Origin of the sequence: Siphonobacter sp. SORGH_AS_0500 (assembly GCF_031453245.1) — a bacterium.
In the GTDB taxonomy this organism is placed as follows: domain Bacteria; phylum Bacteroidota; class Bacteroidia; order Cytophagales; family Spirosomataceae; genus Siphonobacter.
The window spans coordinates 3,591,085-3,614,260 of the sequence record NZ_JAVIYT010000001.1 but is presented as its reverse complement, the minus strand read 5'-3'; the positions used below and the strand labels follow the sequence as shown (position 1 = coordinate 3,614,260).

The 23,176-nt window shown below is 46.4% G+C and carries 12 protein-coding genes; 7 read left to right on the top strand and 5 right to left on the bottom strand.

Annotation, left to right across the window (positions count from 1 at the left end):
* Positions 1-159 precede the first annotated feature (159 nt).
* The 3 genes from QE357_RS15420 to QE357_RS15410 all read left to right on the top strand — a co-directional run bounded on the left by QE357_RS15420 (position 160) and on the right by QE357_RS15410 (position 7,654).
* Positions 160-2,589 carry an ABC transporter permease gene (locus QE357_RS15420; protein ID WP_309709221.1) on the top strand — a complete coding sequence of 810 codons (2,430 nt, stop codon included), beginning with the start codon at positions 160-162 and terminating at the stop codon, positions 2,587-2,589.
* Positions 2,590-2,698: 109 nt separating this feature from the next.
* The gene (locus QE357_RS15415) at positions 2,699-5,098 is read left to right on the top strand and encodes an ABC transporter permease (RefSeq protein ID WP_309709218.1); all 2,400 of its coding nucleotides are present in this window, start codon (positions 2,699-2,701) and stop codon (positions 5,096-5,098) included.
* Positions 5,099-5,197: 99 nt separating this feature from the next.
* Positions 5,198-7,654: an ABC transporter permease gene (locus tag QE357_RS15410; protein WP_309709215.1), complete on the top strand. Its 2,457-nt coding sequence runs from the start codon at positions 5,198-5,200 to the stop codon at positions 7,652-7,654.
* A gap of 322 nt (positions 7,655-7,976) precedes the next feature.
* Here QE357_RS15410 and QE357_RS15405 read toward each other — a convergent pair whose 3' ends face one another.
* Positions 7,977-8,978, bottom strand: a complete 1,002-nt coding sequence (locus QE357_RS15405; protein ID WP_309709210.1) for a helix-turn-helix domain-containing protein — start codon at positions 8,976-8,978, stop codon at positions 7,977-7,979.
* A 191-nt stretch (positions 8,979-9,169) separates the two neighbouring features.
* Here QE357_RS15405 and QE357_RS15400 point away from each other — a divergent pair, with 191 nt between their 5' ends.
* The 4 genes from QE357_RS15400 to QE357_RS15385 all read left to right on the top strand — a co-directional run bounded on the left by QE357_RS15400 (position 9,170) and on the right by QE357_RS15385 (position 11,404).
* On the top strand, positions 9,170-9,592 hold the full coding sequence (locus QE357_RS15400; RefSeq protein WP_106637525.1) for a VOC family protein: 423 nt from the start codon (positions 9,170-9,172) through the stop codon (positions 9,590-9,592).
* Between the two features lie 46 nt (positions 9,593-9,638).
* Complete coding sequence (locus tag QE357_RS15395) at positions 9,639-10,028, top strand: VOC family protein (RefSeq protein ID WP_106637526.1); 390 nt, start codon at positions 9,639-9,641, stop codon at positions 10,026-10,028.
* A 68-nt stretch (positions 10,029-10,096) separates the two neighbouring features.
* Positions 10,097-10,558, top strand: coding sequence for an SRPBCC domain-containing protein (locus QE357_RS15390; protein WP_309709198.1), 462 nt, complete (start codon positions 10,097-10,099; stop codon positions 10,556-10,558).
* Between the two features lie 6 nt (positions 10,559-10,564).
* The gene (locus QE357_RS15385) at positions 10,565-11,404 is read left to right on the top strand and encodes a VOC family protein (protein WP_309709195.1); all 840 of its coding nucleotides are present in this window, start codon (positions 10,565-10,567) and stop codon (positions 11,402-11,404) included.
* Between the two features lie 259 nt (positions 11,405-11,663).
* Here QE357_RS15385 and QE357_RS15380 read toward each other — a convergent pair whose 3' ends face one another.
* The 4 genes from QE357_RS15380 to QE357_RS15365 all read right to left on the bottom strand — a co-directional run bounded on the left by QE357_RS15380 (position 11,664) and on the right by QE357_RS15365 (position 22,545).
* Entirely contained in the window at positions 11,664-14,603 is a 2,940-nt protein-coding gene (locus QE357_RS15380; protein ID WP_309709192.1) for an insulinase family protein, read from the bottom strand.
* A 601-nt stretch (positions 14,604-15,204) separates the two neighbouring features.
* Entirely contained in the window at positions 15,205-17,670 is a 2,466-nt protein-coding gene (locus tag QE357_RS15375) for an ABC transporter permease (protein ID WP_106637529.1), read from the bottom strand.
* A gap of 48 nt (positions 17,671-17,718) precedes the next feature.
* Positions 17,719-20,103 carry an ABC transporter permease gene (locus tag QE357_RS15370; protein ID WP_309709189.1) on the bottom strand — a complete coding sequence of 795 codons (2,385 nt, stop codon included), beginning with the start codon at positions 20,101-20,103 and terminating at the stop codon, positions 17,719-17,721.
* Between the two features lie 42 nt (positions 20,104-20,145).
* Entirely contained in the window at positions 20,146-22,545 is a 2,400-nt protein-coding gene (locus QE357_RS15365; RefSeq protein WP_309709186.1) for an ABC transporter permease, read from the bottom strand.
* Positions 22,546-23,176: the final 631 nt, after the last annotated feature.

The following is a 23,176-nucleotide window of genomic DNA, read 5'->3' as shown; positions in this document are numbered from 1 at the left end:
ATAGAAGTAATGTGCTGTCCGGTATCGAACTACTGACTGTTCATTATCGAACAACAAAATCCTTTTTTAAATATTAAATTACTGATAATCAGATTATTGTATAGAAATATAGGATTGCGGCATAAAAATTGAACACCCCTGGCAAAAGAATCGCGAGTTATGCTTAGAAACTACTTCATCGTTGCCTGGCGGAATTTGGTTCGGAATCGGGCCTTCACGCTGATTAATATTACGGGGTTGGCTTTAGGGCTGGCCACCTGTCTGCTGATTATGCTTTTTGTAACGGATGAGCTAAGTTATGATCGCTTTCACGAAAAAGCAGATCGCATCGTTCGGGTGGTATTTAGGGGAAATACCCAGGGCGGAGCCATCAAAGACGCTCACGTCATGCCTCCAACGGCTCGTACGCTGAGAAGTACCTTTCCTGAGGTGGAACAGGCCACTCGCTTCCGCATGGCCGGAAAGCCTTTCGTAAGTTATGGGAACAAGAGTCTGCGGGAAAGTGTACTGGTTTATGCCGATTCAAACATTTTTCAGGTCTTTACTTTGCCTCTTTTAAAAGGTAATCCGAAGACGGCTCTGATTAAACCTTCGTCGATAGTAATCTCGGAGACGGTGGCTCGAAAATATTTCGGTGAGGCCGACCCCGTTGGAAAAGTGCTGGAAATAAAAGACTGGAAAAGCTCTTTTCAGGTAACGGGTGTCATGCAGGACATTCCCGAAAATTCACACGTTCATTTCGACATGCTGGCTTCAATGGCAGGTTTGGCCGAAGCTCAGTCTAACTCCTGGATGACCTCCGAGTTTTTTACCTATCTCGTCCTCCGGGAAGGATCGGACTACAAAAAGCTGGAAGCCAAATTACCAAAGGTCGTTGCTTCAAAACTCGGGCCGCAATTGGAAAAAGCCTTTGGCATGAGCTATGCAGATTTCTGGAAAAAGGGTAACTCAGTGGGGCTGTTTCTGCAACCCATCACCGACATTCACCTGCATTCTGATTTTCCCTACGATCTTTCTGCTCCCGGAAATGCCCAGACGGTGTACATCGCCGGGGCCATCGCTCTGTTGATGTTACTCGTTGCCTGCATCAACTTTATGAATTTGTCTTCGGCAGGGGCCTCCAAGCGAGCTCGCGAAGTAGGCATTCGCAAGGTATTAGGCTCGGCTCAGTCGGAGTTAATGCGTCAGTTTTTGTTTGAATCCATTTTACTGACGGGTATTGCCTTATTTCTGGCGTTATGGATGGTCGATCTGGCTCTACCCGCCTTTAACCAACTGTCAGGGAAGCATTTAGGAATCCCACTTCTAATTAACCCACTTATCTTACTGGGCTTGGTCTTACTGGTAGTAGTAGTGGGTTTACTGGCGGGCAGTTACCCCGCGTTTTTCCTTTCTTCCTTTAAGCCTTTATCCGTTTTGAAAGGTGGAGGGAATACGATTAAAATGGGGCAGGGAAGTCTGAGTTTTAGAAATGGACTTGTCGTGTTTCAGTTCTTCATATCCATTGCCCTGATGATTTGCACAACGGTGGTCTATCGTCAGCTCTCGTTTATTGAACATAAGGAACTGGGCTATCAGAAAGAAGAAGTAATCATTCTGCCCGAAACCTGGGCTTTACATCAGAACCAGGCGGCGTTTCGTCAGCGATTATCAGGCGATTCACGCATACAGTCCATTAGCTCTTCCGAATTTATTCCGGCAGGACCCAGCAGTAATAATAACTTCTTTGTAGCTCCCGATCGTAACCCCGACTTGCTCGTTAAAACCCTGCGGTACGATGTTGATCCACAGTACATTCCAACATTGGGTATTCAGGTCGTAGAAGGGCGGAATTTTTCCGAAAAGTTCGCTACCGATTCATCGGGTATTATTCTTAACGAAGCGGCCGTTCGCTCGCTGGGCTGGAAAGGTAATGTGCTTGGTCGTACGGTAACGAGCCGGGAAAATAATGGAATAGCTACCACCTATCGGGTTATTGGTGTGGTGAAAGACTTTCATTTTCGGTCCTTACACGAGCTTATTACTCCGCTGGTTATGATTCAGAATAGCCAGGCAGGGAACCTGATTATCAAAACGAAAACCAGAGATCTGGCGGGCTTACTGCAAACCATGCAACGGGAATGGAACCGTTACCCTTCGGAGGTGCCTTTCAGTTATTCTTTCCTGAATGATCGTTTTTCGAATACGTATCAGGAGGAACAGAAAACGGGAACGATCCTGAGCATTTTTGCGGGTTTAACCATCTTCGTAGCTTGCCTGGGACTCTTTGGCTTAGCCACGTTCACTGCCCAGCAACGGACGAAAGAGATTGGCGTTCGTAAAGTATTAGGGGCTTCAACGGGGAGTATTCTGGCCCTGCTCTCCCGCGATTTTCTTAAACTGGTAGGTATTGCCTTTCTGATGGCTATTCCGCTGGCCTGGTACGCCATGAACGAATGGCTTCAGGATTTTGCCTACCGCATTTCGCTGGAATGGTGGGTGTTTGCGGTGGCAGGTTTGCTGGCCATTGCCATTGCTCTCATTACAGTAAGTTTTCAGAGCGTCAAGGCGGCTTTGGTTAATCCGGTGAAAAGTCTGAAATCGGAATAAACGTAAGTAAACGTAGCGTTACTCAGATTCGCTGCAAGTAATTGTCGATAGATACCTGATTGAAACAGTCTAACCACTCCTAGTAACGCTGGGGTTAAAAATCAATACTATGCTACGTAACTACTTCCTCATCGCCATTCGTAACCTGTTAAAAAATAAGGTATATTCCTTTATTAACGTCGGTGGATTAGCCGTGGGAATGTCCGTTGCTTTGCTGATCGGCTTGTGGATTCACGATGAGCTTTCGTATGATACCCATCAACAGAATTATGATCGGGTAGGGCAAGTCATGCAGCAGCAAACGCTTAACGGTGAAGTAGGTACGCAAATGGCTATTCCTTTTCCTTTAGAGAAAGAACTACGGGATACTTACGGGGGGTATTTCAAGTATCTCGCTTCAGCTTCCTGGGAAGGCAGTCATATTCTGACGTATGGCGATAAAAAACTGTCGCCTTCGGGCTTGTACATGGGGATTGATGCTCCCAAGATCTTGTCGCTACGAATGAAGCGTGGTACGCTGGAGGGATTAAAAGACCCGCATTCCATTCTCCTCTCAGAATCAACGGCTCAATCCTTATTTGGGAATATGGATCCTATAAATAAGGTTTTAAGAATCGATAATAAGTTGGAAGTTAAAGTAACGGGCGTTTACGAAAACGTACCTAACCATTCCCGGTTTCGGGAAGTAAACTTCATAGCTCCCTGGGATTTGTATGTAACAAGCGAACACTGGCTGCAACGGGCAAAAACGCAATGGGGTAATAATTCCTTTCAACTCTTCGTCCAAATCGCTGATCATACCGATTTTGAAACCGTGAGCCGGGCTATTGTCAATGTTAAATTCAATAAAGTAAGTAAGGAGGATCAAAGGTACAAAGCCGCCATTTTTGTACATCCTATGACCCAATGGCACTTGTACTCGAATTGGGATAAGAAAGGATACCAAACGGGCGGAGCTATCGAATACGTCTGGTTATTTGCCATCATTGGTGTTTTCGTATTACTACTGGCTTGCATTAATTTTATGAACCTGAGCACGGCCCGGAGCGAAAAACGAGCCAAAGAAGTAGGCATTCGCAAAGCCATTGGATCGATTCGTCAGCAGCTAATTACTCAGTTTTTCACGGAATCCCTGCTGGTGGTTCTGTTGGCTTTTGCCTTAGCCATTTTGATAGTGGAAATTTCGCTGCCCTGGTTCAATCAGGTCGCTAATAAGGAAATTACCTTTCTTTGGAAAAATCCCTATTTCTGGCTCTTTAGTATTGGATTTATGCTCCTCACCAGCTTACTAGCGGGGAGTTACCCGGCCTTATATCTATCCTCCTTCCAGCCCGTGAAAGTGTTAAAGGGTACCTTTCGGGTGGGGCAGATGGCCGCTTTACCGCGTAAGGTGCTGGTGGTATTGCAGTTTACGGTTTCCATTACACTAATGATCGGAACCGTCATTGTTTATCAGCAAGTTCAGTATTCCAAGAGCCGTCCGGCGGGCTTTAAGCGGGAAGGGTTAGTGATGATTCAGATGAAATCGCCTGACTTTTTCGGTAAATATGATGTGCTGCGAAACGAGCTCAAAAGGATAGGAGCGATTGAGGAAATGACGGAATCTTCCAGCCCTTTAACCGATGTTTGGTCGAACAGTTCAGCCTTCTCCTGGCAGGGAAAAGATCCTAATATGGATGTAGAATTCGCCACAATTTTCATCACGCATGACTATGGAAAAACAGTAGGCTGGCAGTTTCTTGAAGGTCGGGACTTGTCTACCGCTCACGCTACGGATTCTTCTGCCATTATCCTTAATGAATCCGCTGCCCAATTTACCGGAATCAAAGATCCGGTCGGTAAAGTAATAACCTGGGGTAGTAAAGGAGAGGCGAAGGACTATACGATTATTGGTGTCGTGAAAGATATGGTCGTTAGTTCACCCTATGCTCCTGTGAAGCCAGCCATCTATTTCCCACACATCGATAATTTCAACTGGATGATTTTCAGACTCAATTCGGAAAAGAGTACCCATGAATCCCTTGCGAAGCTGGAAGCCGTTTTCAAACGAATCATTCCAGCGGCTCCCTTTGATTATCAATTTGCGGATGCAAGTTATGGTCAAAAATTTGCTGCTGAGGAGCAAGTCGGAACACTGGCGGGTTTGTTTGCCATCTTGGCGATTCTGATTTCCTGTTTAGGTCTATTCGGGTTAGCATCCTTCGTTGCCGAACAGCGAACCAAAGAAATCGGCGTTCGGAAAGTATTGGGAGCTTCGGTGCTGAGTCTGTGGCAACTATTGTCAAAAGATTTTATAGTGCTGGTGTTACTTTCCTGCGGAATTGCCATTCCGATGGCCTATTACTTCATGGCCGACTGGCTCGAAAAATATGAGTATCGTACGACCATTCACTGGTGGGTGTTTATCGTCGCAGGTATGGGAGCCTTGATTATTACCCTAATCACAGTGAGTTACCAGGCCATTACTGCCGCTCTGATGAATCCGGTGAAAAGTCTGAAGTCAGAGTAAAGCCTATAAAGTCACGGAGTAATGCAGCGTTGGATAGAGTTCCGCTGGGTTACTCCGTGACTTTTTGTCCCGTTTAATTTATTAATTCCCCTTAACCATATGATCAGGAACTATATCAAAATTGCCTTTCGAAACTTCTGGCGAAATCGACTGACGAGTAGCATTAATGTCTTGGGATTATCCATCGGCATATCAGCTTGTATCGTTATTTTTCTATTGGTTGATTTAGAATTCAGCTATGATCGCCACCATCCCGATCATGAACGTATGTATCGATTGGTAACCGATTTGAAATTTGGTGGTGAGGAAGGACACAGTAGTGGCTTACCAGCACCCGTTCCTGAGATTATTAAAAAAGCAATTCCGGGTATTGAAGTGGTTTCTGCTTTTCATAAGGTAATTCCTGCCATGACTACTGTCAAGCACGGGAAACAGGCTACTATCAACTTTAAAAATTCCTTTGATTCTGGAGAATTTTCTGTAGTTGTAGATGAAAATTTTTTCAAAATAATGCCTGCTCAGTGGCTTATTGGGTCACCCGAGACTGCTCTGACGAAACCGAATCAGATTGTGTTGACCGAAAGTGAAGCCAAACGTTTGTATGGATTGGCTTCACCATGGGTTATTGGTCAGGAATTACAGATGGTAATCTATTCTGATACGCTTCAACTTCAGGTTTCAGGCCTGATCAAGGATCCGGTAGTGCATAGCGATTTCCAATTTCCTTCCTATATCTCTTTAGCTACCTACAGGAATGTGGCTCCTTCGCGGGACGTTTTAGGATTAACACTCTGGAGTGGGGTAAATTCTTCTTCTCAGTGTCTGGTTAAAGTTCAACCTGAGGCCAACCTGGATCGGATAACTAAAAACATGAACACTTTTGTGGCAGCTCACACCCCAAAAAATGCTGTTAGTTTTGATATTTTCTATCGGCTTCAATCACTAAGCGATGTCCATTTTAATCAGAATTATCCCTCTGGACACCGGATTGCTCACCGGCCTACACTCGTGGGGTTGAGTGTGGTTGGTGTAGCTTTATTACTTTTAGCCTGTATCAATTTTGTCAATCTCAATACTGCTCACGCTAGCCAGCGTGCCAAAGAAATAGGCATTCGTAAAACGCTGGGAAGTCGTCGAAGGAATCTGATTTTCCAATCCTTAGGCGAGACGCTGCTAGTGACGCTCATAGGAGTAGGGTTATCGGTCTTTGGGGCCGAAGTGGGTTTGATTTATCTGAGCGATCTGTTACCCGAAGGGTTACAATTACCCTTAGGTGAACTGAAATTCTGGCTGTTCCTGATAGGTATTACTCTTCTTACCTCACTTTTAGCGGGTTTTTATCCCGGTCTGGTTATTTCCGGTTTTTCTCCAGTAATAGCTTTAAAAAATCAATGGGCCTTGGCTTCGTCGCAGAGAATGGGCCTTCGGCGGGGACTCATTGTCGGACAATTTACAATAGCTCAGGCATTCATCATTGCCGCTTTATTCATGGGAAGGCAATTGCATTTTATGATTTATTCGGATCTCGGATTTAGTAAGGATGCAATCATTCGGGTAAACTTACCGGATGAAGCCTTCAGGTATAAGCAGGAAAAAGGGCAGCGATATACTTTAGCGGACCGTATTCGAAAGCTTGCCGGAGTTGAAGGCGTTAGCCTGTCAAACGAGTCACCTCTGCAAGATGGCAAGTCGTTTATGCTCCTGGATTTTGTAACTGGAAAAGAGAAAAAGTCACTTATTGTTGGGTTGAAGCCAGGGGATATTCATTACATCTCTGTTTACGGTTTTAAGTTTTTGGCAGGGCGTAATTTTGTGAAAAGTGATACTATCAATGAGTTTGTAATTAACAAAACCATGTCCAGAAACCTGGGCTTCAAGCACCCGCAGGAGGCGATTGGGAAATTTGTGACAGTTGATAATAAGCCTGTTCCCATTGTGGGAGTCATTCAGGATTTTCACTTTGAGACCTTACACAAAGAAATAGGATCTGTAGCGTTAATGAATGATAAAAGTGCTCAAAGAGATTTTCATATCAAGCTAAGCAACCTGCAAACCGCAGCAGCAACCCTCGCTCAGATCAAACAATTGTGGTTGGAAACGTACCCAGCTTATAGTTTTGATTATAAGTTTTTTGATGAATCTATCGCTAAGCTTTACGAGAAAGAACAGAACCTTAGTAAGTTGGTCAATCTCTTCACCGGAATTGCGATTCTGATCAGTTGTCTGGGATTGTTCGGGTTGATTACTTTTTCAGCCGAGCGTCGGACCAAAGAAATAGGGATTCGAAAAGTGTTGGGAGCCTCGGTTCTTCAAATTGTTACTTTATTATCTAAAGAGTTTCTGCTCTTGTTAGGGCTGGCCTTCGTTCTGTCCGTTCCGGCTGCCTGGTATTTTCTGCACGAGTGGTTAACGAGCTTCGCTTACCGAACGGAACTAAGCTGGTGGATATTCGCTGGAGCAGGCGTAATGGCTGTGTGCATAGCTTTCTTAACGGTGAGCAGTCAGGCCATCCGAGCAGCCAATGCCGATCCGGTGAAGAGTCTGAAATCAGAGTAATAACCCGATTTTTCAACGTAGAGACGCGACTTCATCGCGTCTGGGAAGAGGCGATAATTCGTTAGGTGAACCTGATTTGCATTGGGTTTGAATAATGAGGTAGTTTTAGTAGCCTCTGTATGGCTTTCATTTTCCTGCCAGACGCAATAAAGTCGCGTCTCTACATTTGATGGTTGTGGTAGAGACGCGACTTCATCGAGTCTGGGTAGAGGCGATTATTCGTTACGTGAACCTTATTTGCATTGGGGAAGAGGTGGTTTTATTAACCTCTGTATGGCTTTCATTTCCCTGCCAGACGCGATGAAGTCGCGTCTCTACAAGGTTACTCATGAGCTACGGACGCGGGTCGGGCGGTCATCATGGAGCCGATGCCAAATTTATCGCGGTATTCCTTCGGGGTTAACCCGGTCAGGTTTTTAAACAGTAATCGAAAATTCTTCATATCGTTATAACCCGACGCGACCATTACTTCAACCATATCTTTATGGGTTGTTTCGAGCATACCTTTCGCCGCTTCAATTTTTGTTTTTTGCAAATAACGAATGGGTGTCATGCCCGTGGCCTGCTTAAATCGGCGGATGATATTTCGACGACTCGAAGGTACTTCGTCCAGGGCTTCTTCTACATTTTTGATTTCACCGAAACGTTTATTAATGGTCAGTTGAACCGTTCGAACAAGAGCATCATCATTGGTAATCGAGGGTTTGAAATGCTCAAAATATAACTGGTTGTTTCGATCCATATCAATGGCGAATGTCTTGGCAATTCGTACCGCCATTTCCCGTCCGCAATGTTGCTGAATGAGTAACAGCTTCATGTGAAAACTGCTCGTTGCTCCGCCACTGGTATAAATATTCTCGCTTTGAGTAATGATCGCGTGCGGTTGAAGCTGTACCGACGGAAATAACTGAGCAAAGGCATCAACGGCTTCAATGTGCGTCGTGGCCTGACGACCGTTGAGTAAGCCTCCCGCAGCCAAGAGAAAGGAGCCCGTGCAAAGACTGATGAGGTTGGCTCCCATCTGAAACTGGCGATGCAGAAAGCCAATAAATTCAGCGTTTTCCTGAATGGTTTGGGCCATATCATCCGATCTGAAAGCTGGAATAAAGATCAGATCGCTCTTTTCACGGACTTCCGAAAGGACACGATAGGGGTATTGGCTGAAACTAGAAGGCAATTCAGGATTAAGTCCAATGAACTGAATGTCAAACTGACGATCCAGCTTTTCTTCTTCCAGAAAACGATTGGTCGTTTCGAATACATCAATGATGGCTGCTACACTGAGCAGGCGGTGGTTCTGGGTAAGTAGAATGGATAATTGCATGAAAACCTTTGGGTTGAACGGATAAATGTCACAAATACCCCTGCTAATTGGCACTTTGTACCCCCTTCTCTTTTCTTCCACCAAAGTAAGTTTGCCAGGGCTAATAACAAAGGCCAAGGCTCTTTAACACGCAGAAAATCTGCTTCCTACGCAACAGGCAGTCCGGCAAATCAATCCTAAATGAATCAACCATGTTACAACTGAATCCTTATCTCAACTTCGATGGCCAGACGGAAAAAGCGTTCCAGTTTTATCAATCTGTGTTTGGCGGTGAATTAGTTATTCAAAAAATGCGTGAGGCTCCGGGCGTAGAAAATTTTACGGAGGAAGAGAAAAACCTGATCATGCATGCCAGTATTCTTTTAAGTAACGGTCAGGTTTTGATGGGCTCAGATATTATCAAATCCTACGGGCATTCATTCACGCAGGGAACAAACCATTACATTTCACTGCACGCCGAAAGTAGAGCAGAAGCCGATCATCTGTTTGCTGCTCTCTCTGAGGGCGGGGAGGTAGAAATGCCTCTGGCTGATATGTTTTGGGGTGATTATTTCGGCAGCTTCAAAGACCAATACGGGGTATGCTGGATGATTAATTATGCATTGAAATTCTGAAAAAACACTAAACGAAGCAGGCTACAGCCTAACTACCTCAATTCCTATGAACGAAAACATCATTTGCTGGTTTGAGATCTACACAAAAGACATCGAGCGGGCCAAGAAATTTTACAGTGAAGTAATAGGTACGAAATTTACGGATGCTCCGGCTCCGGGCGACGCAGGAGAAATGAAAATGGCTTTCTTTTCGCCCATGGAAAATCAGGGGGTCAGCGGTGCCCTGATCGAAATGCCGGGAACCAAGGAAGGCGATGGCCATTGCGTGAATACGATGGTATACTTCCCAACGCAGAATTGTACGGAAGAAGAAAGCCGGGTGGAACAAGCGGGTGGTCAGGTCATTCGATCAAAATTTTCGATTGGAGAATTTGGCTTTTGCTCCATCTGTACCGATACGGAAGGAAATCCGTTTGGCTTTTTTTCGATGCAGTAAATCTACTTTGAGGTTTCGTAATGTGTATGGAACAGGCTACGAAACGCTTTTCTTAATCTCAAACAGTCATGGCTATGAAAACTCAGCAGTATAAAATAGATATTAACGCCAGTGCCAGTCGGGTCTATGATTTGATGCTTAATCAGGAATCCTATAAACTCTGGACGGCGGAATTTGGCCCTACCTCAGACTTTGATGGTAGTTGGGCGAAAGGAGCAAAGATCATTTTTACGGCCATAGGTGAAGATGGAAAAAAACAAGGAATGGTCGCTAAAATCCGGGAAAACATTCCTGCTACATTTGTTTCCATTGAGCATTATGGGGTTCTTTCAGAAGGAGAGGAAGTCAACGAAGGCCCAGCGGTAGAAGAATGGGCTGGATCGCTGGAGAATTATACCTTTGACGAAAAAGATGGAGTAACTACCCTTACCGTCGATGTGGATACAACCGAAAAATACATCGATTACTTCAATGAAACCTGGCCCCGAGCTCTGAAAAAATTAAAGGACATTTGCGAAGCCTCTAGCTAGAAACGTATGAAACCAGCCCTGTATCCCTGTCTTTGGTTTGACGGAAAGGCCCAGGAGGCCGCCGAGTTATATGTGTCTCTGTTCAGGAATTCTTCCATAAAAAGTAGTAACCCTATGGTTAGTTATTTTGAGCTGGACGGGAATCCTTTCATGGCTTTGAATGGAGGGCCTGAATACCAGCCCAATGCCTCAATTTCGTTTTACGTAACGCTCGAAGATCCCGAGGAGCTTGAAAACATCTGGAACGAATTGATGGTGGAAGGCGAAGCGTTTATTCCTCTGGGGAGTTACGACTGGAGTGAAGTATACGGCTGGGTGCAGGATCGGTACGGAGTTACCTGGCAATTATCCCTGGGTAAAGTAGCAGAAGTGGGACAAAGTATCGTGCCTTTATTCATGTTTTGCGGCGATCAGCAGGGCAAAGCCGAAGAGGCTATCTCGTTTTATAGGGATGTCTTTAACGGTACTGAAGAAGTATTCATTGCTCGTTATGAACCCGGTCAGGTAAAGCTGGATGCTAGCGTAGTTCACGCCCGTTTTAAACTGAACGATCAGTTATTTATGGCCATGGATAGTGCGGTTCCGCAGCCGTTTACTTTCAATGAAGGTATTTCGATGGTCATTAGTTGTGACACGCAGGAAGAAATTGATCATTACTGGAATCATTTCACCGAGAAAGGTCAGGAAGGCGTATGCGGCTGGTGTAAGGATCCGTTTGGTGTCTCGTGGCAGGTGATTCCATCCATGCTAGGGCAACTGATGTCCAATCCGGAAAAGGCTCCCAGGGTTGGAGCCGCCTTTATGAAAATGAAGAAAATGGAGATTGAAACGCTGGTAAATGCGTAAGGACAATACCATAAGCTGTTTTGGGTTTGTAATCCAAATCTGTCTGTGGAGGATCTGTGATCCATCATTGGGATTGTAAATCCCTTACAGAATACCAATCTGAAACAGCAGCTTTATGGAGAATTTGGCTGGGACCATTGGGCATAGCGAAGACAGAAACAGCCTCCTACCCAGACGCGATTTTATTGCGTCTCTACGGAAAAGGAAATCTTTTAGAATTGAAAAAGCAGGCCGGGTTTTACGTCCGGCCTGCTTTTCATTAATACCCGAAAATCTCTTCCAGAGTTACCTTCTTCACTTTACCGTATTTATTTAAAGAAGCCAGCGGCACTTTATTTTCCGAGGCTACAATACAGTAGGTGTAGGGTTTGTTCGCTAATTCTTTCTCGCTAAACTTCTTCAGATCGGCAAAAGTGAGTTGATCCAAAGCGGCGTATATCTTTTCCCGTTCGTCGTAATTCAGCCCTTTTTCCTGAGCGGCCAGGTAATTGTAAATCACTCCGTCCTGAAGAACGCGTTCCGTTTCCAGTGACTTCTTCATTCCTTTTTTCGCCGATTCCAGAGCTACGGGAGATTCAGGAAGTTTATTCAGTAATTCATTCATGCCCGCAACGGCTTCGGGTAATTTATCAGCCTGACAACCGATGTAGGCAATGAGTGTATAGTCATCATTTTTCTTGGCTGGCGTGTTGTAGTACGCATACGTAGAGTAGGCCAGAGCCTTCGATTCCCGAAGCGTCTGGAACACCACCGAAGCCATTCCTCCACCAAAATAGTTATTGAAAAACTCAATCGTTGGCGTCTCGGCAGGGTTATACGTCTCCGTGTTCCGAATCCAGGAAATTTCCGACTGAACCATGTCATAATCGGCGAATAATACCTCGTTTGCTGACTGTTTCAATTGTTTGAATTCCTGCTTGGCCGGAACCGCCGCAAATGAGGCTGGTAATGCGTGCAGAGCTACGATTTGTTGTTCAAACTGAGGTAACGTCAGCGGACCGTAATAGATGATTTGATGAGGCATCGTTACCAGTGAATGAATGAAATTCACGAGCTCAGTAGCCGTTACCTTTTCCAGTTCTTCATTACTCAACTGGTTATTAAACGGATTTTTCGCACCGTATTCGGCATACTGCATCAAACCCTGCATGATACTACCCTTGTTGAGTTTATTATCTGCTCGTTGTTTCAGCAGGCGACCTTTCAGTTCTTCCAGAGCTTTCTCATCGGGTTTACAGGTGCGGAGCAATTGTTCAAGCAGTTGGGTGGCAGGGGTGAAGTTCCCCTGCAAGCCCGTCAGACGGATGGTAGTGTACTCATTCCCCGGCTGAATCGTGTAACTACAGGCCAGATTATAAAACTCCGTGCTGATCTGGTCGGCGGTCATTTGGTCGGTGCTTAACAAACCGATATACTGCGTGGCCAGTCCTAATAATTTGCTGTGATAGGTGCCGAGTTTCAGGCGGTATCCCAGACGGAAAATTTCGTTTTCGGTATTCGCGGCGTACAGTACCTCGGCGATTCCCGCTTTACCCTGTTTTACGTCTTTTTGATAATCCAGCCAAACGGGTTTGATCGCCGCCATGGGCATGTTATCAATCTTTTTCAGGAAGGGTGATTCTTTGTCGGTATTGGTAGCCACGGGCGTGATCGTGGGCTTGTCTACTTTCTGAATGCTCTTGTCTTCGCCCTTGCGTTTGTAGACAATCACATAGTTATCCTTCAGCCATTCATTCGCAAAAGCTACTACTTCCGCTTTCGTAACCTTCGACATTGCGTCCAGCCGATCGGTATAGGCCAGCCAGCTTTCGCCTTTGTCATTCGTGAATGATTCCAGCAAAGGATACACGCGGCTGTAGTTGTTTTCCAGTTCGCGAATGGCGTTGAGTTTATAATTATTGACGATGGAACGCAGGATTTTTTCGTCAAACTCACCTTTCTTCAATTTCGCTACCTGACCCATCAATAAATCCTTCACTTCTTCCAGCGATTGCCCTTTTTTCGGACGTCCCGACATGGACCAAACCGAGTAATCTTTCAGTTTTTCAATAGTCGAGCCGCCACCCAGAATTTTCTGGCCTTTGTTCAGATTCAAGTCAATCAGACCAGCCGCTGAGTTGGACATAACCTCATCCATCAGCGTTTCCAGAATGGATGCTTTGGCATCGAGAACGCCGGGTAACCGAAATCCAATTCTCACCGATTCGGGCGTGGGGCCATACACTTCTTTGGTTTGGATACTCGTTAGCGGAGCCTCTTTGGGCGGGTTATACAGGCTAACGGGTTTCGGTTTCCAGAAGCTGAATTTCTGATCAATCATCTTAACCAGTTCATCCGGGTTGAAATCTCCGGCCATGATGACAGCCATGTTATTCGGCACATAATACTTATCGAAATACTTCCGAATTTCAATCAGTGAAGGATTTTTCAGGTGCTCAACGGTTCCGATGGTGGTCTGCTGTCCGTAGTTGTGCGTAGGAAACAAAGCGGCCATCATTACCTCTTCCACCTTCCAGGGGTCGTTATCCAGGCTACGATTTTTTTCTTCGTAAACGGCCTCTAACTCCGTGTGGAAAATGCGGAAAACGGGTTTGCGGAAACGCTCGGCCTGCAAGCTCAAATACCGATCCAGAGCATTGGAAGGAATGTCTTCCATGTAGGCTGTTACCTCATAACTCGTAAATGCGTTGGAATTCTGACCGCCCATGCTGGCAATCATTTTATCGTATTCGTTTGCAATGGCAAACTTGGCCGCTTCGCCCGATTTCTGGTCAATCTGGCGGTAAATGGCCTTCCGTTGTGCCGTATCAGTGGTGCTGTGATACTTTTCGTAAAGAGCATTAATTTCATCCAGCAACGGTTTCTCCTTGGCCCAGTTTAGCGTTCCATATTGATCAGTGCCTTTAAAAAGCATGTGTTCCAGGTAGTGAGCCAAACCCGTATTGGTGCGGGGATCGGTGTTGGAACCTGCCCGTGTGGGCATGAAAGAGAAAATGCGGGGTTCTTTTTTATTAACCGTCAAAATAACCGTCAGTCCGTTTTTGAGAGTATAAAAACGGGTTTTCATGGGGTCATTCGCGACGTAACGGTAGGTATAACCTCCGCTGGAGGCTGTTTCCCAGGCGTGTTTTTTCTGAGCTTGAGAGGTGGAAGGCACGAGGGCAAACAATAGGAATGCCCCCCAAAGGAGTCGTTTCATGTAGTAAAATCAATGGTTTGATATGGATGTCACTAATGTAGCTAAATCAGCATTATGATGCTTAGTATCCGGCTCAGGAATACAAACAAAATATCCCGAAAAATCGATTTTTTCGGGATAAGCTAAGCGGCTGTTTAAAACTGAGATTTAAATACAAATTAAGTAGACCTTTCCCTGCGTTCGAGAAGTAATAGCAGAAAAAGTCTACACCGCGATTTGCCATTCAGAACTATCCCGTTCCCGCAACAAGTTGCTCGGCTCTAACCGAGTGATTGCGAAAATATTATAATCACTAATGATGACGTTATCGGTAGCGTTACCTTCGACTATTAATATTGGAATAACGGTAAAATTACTAATTGGGAAAAAGAATATTGGACGTTAGTGAAAATGAATGGTACGTGGGAAATTGTGAACGTTGCTTTTTCAATAGCTGAATAAGTGAATTCACGAGACAAGAGAATACTAAGATAAATAATTAACTGTCTGCCTGGAAAATTAGACGTTTGATCGATCAGAGACTTGTGTACTACTTGTAGTTACGTGTATACAAAAAAACTCACAAGCAATTGTGAGTCTTTGAGTCTTGCTAATGGAAATACTATTCCACCTTTAATGATTTTACCGGATTTGCATTCGCCGCCCGGATTGCTTGGGTACTCACCGTCAGCAGGGCAACCAGCAACGCTAACGTACCCGCCGCCGCAAACAGCCACCAGCTTAGCTCCGTGCGGTAGGCAAAACCATTGAGCCATTCCCGGAGCAAATACCAGGCCGCCGGGGCTGCCAGCAGGAAGGCTAGTCCGACCAGAATCAGAAATTCTTTGGAGAGTAAAGCCACCAGCTGAGTAACTGATGCTCCCAGCACTTTCCGGATACCAATTTCTTTGGTACGCCGTTCAGCGGTAAAAGTTACCAATCCAAATAAGCCCAGACAACTGATAAAAATGGCGATTCCCGTGGCTAGGTTGGTGAGCTTTACCAGATTTCGTTCTTTATTGTAGAGCTTGGCAATTTCATCGTCGAAGAAGGTGTACGAAAAATCCTCCCCGCGGTACGTTTCATTCCAGAGTTGTTTGATCTGAGCCAGTGTAGCATCGAACGCCTGAGCACTGCCCGTTTGTAACCGCACGTTAAATTGGGATAGACTACTAGGGCTATTGTTCATCAAGGCCGTAGGCTGGATGGATTCGTGCAATGAACGACCATGAAAATCTTGTACAACCCCCACCACCGGAATCTGGGCCCCATTCCCGTATTGCAGGAATTGACCAATGGCCTCCGTGGGTTGGCGGAAACCCATCTGTCGGGCCAGGGTTTCGTTGATAACCAGTTCGCTCGTGGTATCGCTTTCGGCGAAATTTCTCCCCGCCAGCAGATGAAACCCGAAGAGACTTAAGTACTGCGTATCGCCATCTTTGCGGTACACATTGATCGCTACTTTCTGTTTGTTGCGAACGGCATTCATCATGGATGAACTGTAGCCCGAAGAAATAGGCGACTGATTCGCCAAACTCACCTGTTTGACGCCCGAAAGTTTTCGGATACGGTCGGCCAGCGTAATGCGTTGGTTCTGATCACTGATCCAGAAGTATTTAGTCGGTACGCGAAAAGTAACGATAGCTTCCCGGTTAAAACCCAGGTCTTTCTGAATCATGTACTGCAATTGCCGACTAACGAATAAGGCTCCAATAATGAACATTTGGGCAATCACAAACTGCGAAATGATGAGTACCCGACGAAGACCGATTTTTCCCGGCTGAACAAAAAGGTTGGTACCACGAAGGGTAAGAATGGGCATAAAACGCGAGATCAGTAAACCGGGGTAGATACCGGCTAGCAAAGCCGTAAGCAGTGCCATGGCCAGCAGGAATAGCCAGAAGGTAGGCTGGCTTAAGTCCAGTTCCACGCCCGACGGTATCAGTTCACTCAGGTAGATCAGACCCAGTTCGGCCAGAGCAATGGAGAACAAAACGGCTACGACGGTTACCAGCAGCGTTTCGCCGAGCAACTGCGAGATGAGGTGACTGCGGCGACTGCCTAGGGTTTTACGAATACCGATTTCCTTGCCTCGCTGACTGGCGTGAGCCGTAGACAGATTCACAAAATTGATGGAGGCCAGCAGCAGTAAAAATACACCCACTGCGGCCAGCCCATACAGGGTAGGCTTGTGGGCTATTCGCAAGCCATTGGCGTAGGTTTGATTGAAATGAACGTCAGATAAAGGCTGAAAACTAAACCAGCGTTTCCACTCGATGGAAGAATCTCCGGAATGACTATCAATCAGTTTTGTAACCTTCTGGGCCAGTTGATCAGGATTGGCACCGGGCTTGATTTTTATCAGGCATTGGGACGCTCCATTGGTGTTCGTCCAGGCGTCAAAACCGTAGTTTTCGCGACGTTTTTTACTGCTTGTCAGGGTAGCCAAGGATAGGTAGGCCGGATACGAAAAGTCACTTCGCTCAACGGCATTTTTTACAAGGCCCGATACCGTTAATTCCAGGGTATCCTGGTAGGAAACGGCCCGTAACGTTCGACCCAGTACCTTGGACGAGGCTTCGCCAAAATAACGTTCAGCCAGACGTTGCGTCAGGACGATCTGATTGGGTTTGGCGAGCGACGTCTGAGGCGAGCCTGCGATCCACTCCGCTGGCAAGATCTTAAAGAATTGAGCATCCGTAAAGATCATGTGAGAAGAGGATTCCTTCGCTGCCGGAAAAAGGATGGGTGCTTGCCCCAAGCGAGGCACTTCAATTTGCTCAAAACTTTCCTGGTGAAAAGCAGCGACGGTCTCCAAACCCGTTACTTCCCGCCGAATACTTTCGGGAATGGGAGCAGAAACGCCGGCGTTGTGTCCCGGATCGTCGCCAAATTTGAACTCCGTCACGAGCCGATAAATCCGATCGGCGTCGGGTGGATGTCGGTCAAAGCTAAATTCATAATTAACCAGTAAAAAAATAACGATACAGGCCGAAAGCCCTACTGCCAAACCCAGGACATTAATGCTAGTCGTCAGGCGATTTCGCCAAAGCGTGCGAAGAGCGATTTTAAGATAATTCTTGAACATGATAGTAAGGTTGGGAAGGGGGCTTCCTGATGAAAAGATGTAAACTCGTTACTCACTTTTGAGACTCTTCACCGGATCGGCATTGGCTGCCCGAATGGCCTGCGTAGAAACGGTCACAAGGGCAATCACCAGAGCAATCAATCCACCTATGCCAAACGTAAGCCCGCCCAGGCTGGCCCTGTAGGCAAAGCCCTCCAGCCAGCGATCAAGGGCATACCAGGCCAGGGGCGAGGCCATGGCAAAAGCGATGAGTACAAGGACAACGAAATCTTTGGAAATGAGGCTTGAAATATGAAAAACACTGGCTCCTAATACCTTTCGAATACCGATTTCTTTGGTTCGAACTTCTACGGTATACGTAGCCAATCCAAAAAGACCTAAACAGGAAATAAGAATAGCGATCGTAGCGAACAGGTTGAAAAGTATTCCGGTCTGTTGTTCTTGCTCGTGTAGCCGCTGAAAGCTTTCTTCCATAAAATGATACCCAAAGGGCTGGTCTGGATACAAGCGTTTCCAGATTTTCTCCGTTTCTGCCAGAGCCCGCGAGGTATTGGCCAGCGAGGCTTTTACGTAAAACGTACGTTGCCAGGAAAGATCATAGAATAAAACGGCCGGAGCAATGGCTTCGTGAAAATTGCGGAAATGAAAATCTTTAACAATCCCAATGATTTGTCCGGCTCTACCATTAAACGTGATGGATTGTCCGACATAGGGCGGTTTCAATCCCAGGGTTTTTACGGCTTTTTCATTAAGAATCACGTTAGCCGTATCCATTCGTACGGCATGACTGAACCAACGGCCTTCCAGTAGCTTAAGGTTGAATATAGGCTGGAACTCAGGTTCAACTGACAACGCCGAAACAGTAGGATTGAAGTCTTCTGCCTTGCCTTTCCACTGCAGACCGCCCGACATACTGTTGGGGTTATTTTCGAGCGGAAGACTGGTGGCAGTTACGCCATCAATAGAAGTCAGAGTACGAAGCTGAGTTTTGAACGCTTCCCGATCCTTGCGGTTTCTGAACTCGTCGGAAGGAAGTTCCAGGCTGAAAACACCTTCCCGGGAATACCCCGGATCGTGTGTCTGAATGAAATGAAGTTGTTTGAAAATGCCCAGCGTGCCAATGATTAGGGTAATGGAAATGGTAAACTGAAGAACCACCAGTGCTTTTCGGAAGTGCGTTGTTTTCGTTCCTAGCAGCTGATTGCCTTTCAGAACCTGAATGGGCTGAAAGGAAGAAAGTAGCAGGGCCGGATAAATGCCCGACAGGAAAATGGTCACCAGCATTGTTCCCAGTAGTATGCTCGCTACGCCGGGGTCGCTGAGGGTAAACACAAAGTGTTTTTTCGTGAAGTCATTAAAAAAGGGTAACAGCAACTCTACTAACGCGAGCGTCAGGCCAAGAGCTAGTAACGTAAAGACCAGTGATTCCGTGAGAAACTGCCCAAATAATCGGCCCCGTTCGGCCCCAATCAACTTTTTAACACCTACCTCCTTGGACCGCGTACTTGCTCGGGCGGTGGACAGGTTTACGTAGTTGATGCAGGCAATGATGAGAATCAGTAAGCCGACGATACCCAAAATCTGCGTAGTGCGTTCATTGCCGCTGGCTAACTCATCCCGCTGAAATCCTTTGGCAAAGTGGATGTCAGTAAGGGGGAGCAGGCTGGCAATGGTATGCGTGTCTTTTTTGTAGGTACGAAAGAGATTCGTCAATTTAGCTCCGACGGCCTTGGTACTGGAGCCAGGCACCAGTTGTAGGAACAGTTGATAATTAAAGTTTCCCCACTGGCGATCGTTGGCGGCGTCTTCAGGATTTTTCAACAGGGCCGCAATGGGCAACATCAGATCGAACTGAAAGCTGGACTGGGCCGGATTATCCCTGACGATGCCTTTGACGACGTAGTCTGTGGAATCGAGTCGAATGGTCTGACCGATAGCCGAAGCGGCATCGCCGAAAAACGTTTTTGCTTTTGACTGGGTTAAAACGATGCTATTGTAGTCCTTGAAAACGATTTTGGGACTGCCTATGACGAACTGGTAATCAAAGACTTCAAACCAGGTGGAGTCGACATACGCAGCGTTTGGTTCCTTGAAAAGCTCATGGTTTATCCGAACAACGAGTGGACTCCAGGGCTTCTGAAAACGAGCTACTTTTTCAACTTCTGGAATTTGCTTTTGGGCAAAATCTCCCAGGACGAGTGGCGAATTAGACCATACCCACGAATCCTGCGGACTGATTTGGAGCGTATTGGTCACCCGATAAATCCGATCTGCCCGTTGGTGATAGGCATCGAAACGCAGTTCATTCTGCACCCATAACAAAAGCAGAATCGAGGCCGTCATACCAAGGGCCAGGCCCCCGATATTGAGTCCCGAATACATTTTGTTTCGCCATAAATTGCGGAAGGTAATTTTGATGTGGTTTTTCAGCATAGGGGTAAGGTATTAGGAAAACCAGGTAGGAATAGGTAATCTTTACTCACTTTTCAAACTCTTCACCGGATTGGCATTAGCTGCCCGAATGGCCTGACTACTTACCGTGATAAACGCAATCAACAGAGCGATGAAACCCGACAAGGCGAAGGCTACCCAGCCCATCTGAATACGGGTGGCGTAGGCTTGTAGCCAGTCTTGCATGAAATACCAGGCCAGCGGAAACGCGATGGCGTTAGCAATCAGTACCAGTTTTAAAAATTCTTTGGATAAAAGTAGCGTAATGCTTGATAAGGTGGCCCCCAGTACTTTACGTATGCCAATTTCTTTACGACGGGTTTCAACGGCAAACGTAGCCAGTCCGAACAGTCCAAGGCAGGCAATCAGAATAGCCAGACCGGTAAAGGCTGCCAGCATGGTGCCCAGTTTACTTTCGGCTTTGTACAGAGCATCGTAGGCTTCGTCGAGGAAGTAATACTCGAAAGGATACTCCGTCTCGTATTTTTTGAATACCGATTCTATCGTTGCCAGTCGGGAAGTCACGTTACCACCAGCGGCCAGCTTCAGGTACAGACAGCCTCCGTAAGTCATCAGTTCCCGCGTCGTATCGGCTACTACAGAGATACCCAGTCCGCCCTGTGGGTGCTTGCTGGAAAAGAGGTTGAAATTTTTCACGACTCCCACCACTTCAGAAGCCTGGTTGCCCAACTGAATTTTTTCGCCAATCGGTCTTTCCGTAAATCCAAAATCTTTTAAAGCCGATTCATTCAGAATCAATGACGGTGGATTGGACGAGTAGGGGCGGGTAGGCTTGATTTTCCAGGGTACATTCATAGTCTGGAAAAAGGAATTGTCTACAGCCGTAATCTGAAGAGAAATATCCTTTTTAGTAACCGGCGACTGCGTAAAGAACATACTCACACCACCCTTGAACAGTGGCCAGCTCGCCGCCGCTACGTTTTGAATACCAGCCTGTTGCCGGAGTTCCTGCTTGAATGCGGCGTAGTGAGCAACCATCGTTTGTGGAACGGTAATTACCACAATGCCTTCACGATCCAGTCCGATATTCTGCTGACGGAGAAAGTCAAGCTGATTTTTGACAATCAGACTGCACACAATCAAACCAATGGAAACGGAAAATTGAAAAATGGTCAGGATGCGGCGAATGTTAATGCCGTTTGCCTTGGAAAACCGTCCTTTCAGAACTTCGGCCGGAGCAAATTGGGAGAGGAGCAGGGCCGGATAACTGCCCGCCAACAGTGTACAAATCAGAAGCAGACCAGCCAGTAACCCGATGAAGAGTGGCGTACTCAGGAAGGTATCGCTAATGTGAAGATCCAGCCACTGAAAGAAAAAGGGCCGTAAAGCTTCAACCAGCAGTAGACTTAGCCCAAAGGAAATCAGGGTAATCAGTACGGATTCGGTGTAAAACTGAGCGGCTAGGTTACTGCGTAAGCCACCGAGTACTTTCCGCACGCCTACTTCTTTGGCCCGTTGCGTAGCCCGGGCCGTGGTCAGGTTCATGTAGTTGATCAGGGCTAGCAGCAAAATACCCAAGGCAATACCCGTGAACAAGCCATGGTATTGCTGGGAATGATCCACCAGGATGCCGTGCAGGTGAAGATCAGTGAAGGGCTCTAAAATGAACTCCTCGGGTTTCTCACCTTTTTTGACGGGTTGATCCTTCAGGTGCAGTTGACTGATTAACCGTTCCACCTTTGGTCGGTGTTCGGCTTTTGTCAGCAGAAAATACGTATAAAAAGCCCCGCCGCCAACGTGGCTGTATTCCAATTGCTGTCGTAAGCCATCGTCGTAGGAAGCCAGATTTTTCTGCGTAGCAAAGGAAATAAGTGCGGAGAAGGAAATCGTACTGTGGGAAGGCAGGCTTTCCAGCACGCCGGTTACTTCCAGCGGTACTTTATTGTCGTAGACCAGGGTTTTCCCCAGCGGATTGGCCGCTCCGAAATATTTCTGGGCTAATTCTGGGGAAAGTACAATCGTATTGGGACGGGTTAAGGCAGTAGCTGCGTTTCCCTTCTGAAGGGGATACGTAAAGACGCTCAAAAAGGAAGGGTCGGCAAAGAGAAGCTCATCCTCAAAGGAGTGGAAGTTAGTGACCGTTTTCAACACTGTTCGCACGGAAGGTCGCGTACGAACCGTCGCTTCCACCAGATCCGGGCGGGCGTCTTGTGTACGCGGTCCCAGTTGTGGCGACATGGACTGCGTCTGGATGTGCGTGTCGCCGTAAGGCATCCGGTCCATCGTTTGAAAAATCCGACTGCCTTTCTGATGAAACGTATCGTAACTGTATTCGTGGACAACGTACAGCAAAATCAGAATACTGACGGCCAATCCAGCGGCTAACCCGCCAATGTTGAGCAGGCTGTACAGGGGATTCCGTCGGAGGTTACGCAAGGCTATTTGCAGGTAGTTCTTCAGCATACGTTCAGGGATCCAGGATGTTGAGGCGGTGCCTAGAAAGTCGTGCCCTATCGCTTGAAAAATAAAAAGTATCTGATTTATAGGGAATTGAATAAAAGCTTATGTCCATTTACGTACAGTTCACTGTACGTAAATGGACATAAGTACCTATTTAAATCAACTCTCCCTAATCAACCCGAAGCTGGTTATCCGCAGCGAAACTTGCTTTTCGATTCTCAATCAGAAGCCATGATTCGCACTGGAAATTATAAATGTTAGACCGTCTATTAAAAGCTGTCTGAAAGTTATAATCGAAGCCCTTCATGCAAATCAGAATGCGATCCTTTGTTTTGTTAGGGCTAATAGGCTTGGGATAACGGTAGGTAGAACCTGCCTCTTTGTAGGAGCGAGAGGGAATCTCGCAGCAGTGGGTTTTAGTTAGTTCAACCAAAATCCTTGAGTAAAGCGACCTACATCACACGTACGTAGTTTAACTCAAAATTTTGGTTTTGAAAGGGTATAGACGCGACTTCATCGCATTTGCCTTTCCCGTGATGACTGGTGTCTCATCAGTCATCTGTACGCAAACAGTGGTTGGTGGGACACCAGTCATCACGGCGTAACTGCGAGAAAATGAAAGGGACAAATCCAT

Bases quoted from the DNA above. Each gene is read 5' to 3' on its own strand.
- QE357_RS15420 (WP_309709221.1), top strand. From the start codon at position 160: ATGCTTAGAAACTACTTCATCGTTGCCTGGCGGAATTTGGTTCGGAAT.
- QE357_RS15415 (WP_309709218.1), top strand. From the start codon at position 2,699: ATGCTACGTAACTACTTCCTCATCGCCATTCGTAACCTGTTAAAAAAT.
- QE357_RS15410 (WP_309709215.1), top strand. From the start codon at position 5,198: ATGATCAGGAACTATATCAAAATTGCCTTTCGAAACTTCTGGCGAAAT.
- QE357_RS15405 (WP_309709210.1), bottom strand. From the start codon at position 8,978: ATGCAATTATCCATTCTACTTACCCAGAACCACCGCCTGCTCAGTGTA.
- QE357_RS15400 (WP_106637525.1), top strand. From the start codon at position 9,170: ATGTTACAACTGAATCCTTATCTCAACTTCGATGGCCAGACGGAAAAA.
- QE357_RS15395 (WP_106637526.1), top strand. From the start codon at position 9,639: ATGAACGAAAACATCATTTGCTGGTTTGAGATCTACACAAAAGACATC.
- QE357_RS15390 (WP_309709198.1), top strand. From the start codon at position 10,097: ATGGCTATGAAAACTCAGCAGTATAAAATAGATATTAACGCCAGTGCC.
- QE357_RS15385 (WP_309709195.1), top strand. From the start codon at position 10,565: ATGAAACCAGCCCTGTATCCCTGTCTTTGGTTTGACGGAAAGGCCCAG.
- QE357_RS15380 (WP_309709192.1), bottom strand. From the start codon at position 14,603: ATGAAACGACTCCTTTGGGGGGCATTCCTATTGTTTGCCCTCGTGCCT.
- QE357_RS15375 (WP_106637529.1), bottom strand. From the start codon at position 17,670: ATGTTCAAGAATTATCTTAAAATCGCTCTTCGCACGCTTTGGCGAAAT.
- QE357_RS15370 (WP_309709189.1), bottom strand. From the start codon at position 20,103: ATGCTGAAAAACCACATCAAAATTACCTTCCGCAATTTATGGCGAAAC.
- QE357_RS15365 (WP_309709186.1), bottom strand. From the start codon at position 22,545: ATGCTGAAGAACTACCTGCAAATAGCCTTGCGTAACCTCCGACGGAAT.